We start from the raw sequence: 1,503 nt of genomic DNA, 5'->3' as shown, positions 1-1,503 counted from the left end.
CACCCGCGTCTTCGGCGAGAGCCTGATCAAGGCGGCCGATGCCGACCCGAAGGTGGTGGCGATCACCGCCGCGATGCCGGGCGGCACGGGCATCGACCTGTTCGGCAAGGCGCATCCGAGCCGGACCTTCGATGTGGGCATCGCATCGTAGGCCCGCTGCAGGAAGGTCGAGTAGATCGCCACGAACGGCTTGTAGCCCTCGGTGGCCAGGCCGCCCGCGAAGGTGACCGCGTGCTGCTCGGCGATGCCCACATCGAAGGTCCGGCTCGGATGCGCCTTGCCGAACAGGTCGATGCCCGTGCCGCCCGGCATCGCGGCGGTGATCGCCACCACCTTCGGGTCGGCATCGGCCGCCTTGATCAGGCTCTCGCCGAAGACGCGGGTGTAGGCCGGGGCATTGGGCTTGGCCTTGGCCTGGACGCCGGAGACCACGTCGAACTTGACCACGCCGTGGTAGCGGTCGGCACTCGCCTCCGCCGGCGCGTAGCCCTTGCCCTTCTGGGTGACGACGTGGAGCAGGATGGGGCCGTGCTCGGCGTCGCGCACGTTCTTGAGGATGGGCAGCAGGTGGTCGAGGTTGTGCCCGTCCACGGGGCCGACATAGTGGAAGCCCATCTCCTCGAACATCGTGCCGCCGCCCACCACGAGCGAGCGGGCGTACTCCTCGGCCGCGGCCGCGCGCTGGTAGAGGGCTTTCGGCAGGAGCTGGCCGAGCTGCTTGGCAGTCTCGCGGAGCGAGCGGTAGGTGCCGCCGGAGGCGAGCCTGGCGAAGTAGGCCGACATGGCGCCGACGGGGGGCGCGATGGACATGTCGTTGTCGTTGAGGATGACGATGAGGCGCGAGTGCAGGGCGCCGGCATTGTTCATGGCCTCGTAGGCCATGCCGGCCGACATCGAGCCGTCGCCGATCACCGCGACGACGTTGCGGCGCTTGCCCGCCTCGCGGCCGGCGGCCTTGGCCTCGGCGACGGCGAGATCGCGGGCCACCGCCATGCCCAGCCCCGCGGAGATGGAGGTGGAGGAGTGGGCGGCGCCGAAGGGGTCGTAGACGCTCTCGGAGCGCTTGGTGAAGCCCGAGAGGCCGCCGCCCTGGCGCAGCGTGCGGATGCGGTCGCGGCGGCCGGTGAGGATCTTGTGCGGGTAGGCCTGATGGCCGACGTCCCAGATGATGCGGTCGTCGGGGGTGTCGAAGACGTGGTGGAGCGCCACCGTGAGTTCGACCACGCCCAGGCCCGAGCCGAGATGGCCGCCGGTGACCGAGACCGCGTCGATCATCTCGGCGCGCACCGCGTCGGCGACGGCCTGAAGGCGGTTCTCCGGCAGCCGGCGAAGCGCCGCCGGCTCCTCCAGACCCTCAAGGATCGACGTGCGCTCCACCACGTCTTCGACACCCCCGACGACCGCATCATCTGGGACGTCGGCCATCAGGCCTACCCGCACAAGATCCTCACCGGCCGCCGCGACCGCATCCGCACGCTGCGCCAGGGCGGCGGCCTCTCGGGC

2 protein-coding genes and 1 pseudogene are annotated in these 1,503 nt (G+C 70.9%); 2 read left to right on the top strand and 1 reads right to left on the bottom strand.

Annotated elements, in window-relative coordinates; genetic code table 11:
* Nucleotides 1-52: 52 nt before the first annotated feature.
* The gene (locus MFF54_RS27895) at nucleotides 53-151 is read left to right on the top strand and encodes a hypothetical protein (protein WP_373321216.1); all 99 of its coding nucleotides are present in this window, start codon (nucleotides 53-55) and stop codon (nucleotides 149-151) included.
* On the opposite strand, the pseudogene dxs reads toward MFF54_RS27895, so the two are convergent.
* A pseudogene (dxs, locus tag MFF54_RS27280) lies at nucleotides 145-1,323 on the bottom strand (1-deoxy-D-xylulose-5-phosphate synthase); the annotation flags it as partial. The gene MFF54_RS27895 and the pseudogene dxs overlap by 7 nt on opposite strands.
* Between dxs and MFF54_RS27275 the strand changes: the two are divergent.
* On the top strand, nucleotides 1,243-1,503 hold a 261-nt coding region (locus MFF54_RS27275), incomplete at its 3' end, for a 1-deoxy-D-xylulose-5-phosphate synthase N-terminal domain-containing protein (protein WP_238307323.1). The pseudogene dxs and the gene MFF54_RS27275 overlap by 81 nt on opposite strands.

This window comes from Methylobacterium gregans, from assembly GCF_022179245.1.
In the GTDB taxonomy this organism is placed as follows: domain Bacteria; phylum Pseudomonadota; class Alphaproteobacteria; order Rhizobiales; family Beijerinckiaceae; genus Methylobacterium; species Methylobacterium gregans.
The sequence above is the reverse complement of the archived record's forward strand: the minus strand, read 5'-3'. Positions and strand labels throughout refer to the sequence as shown.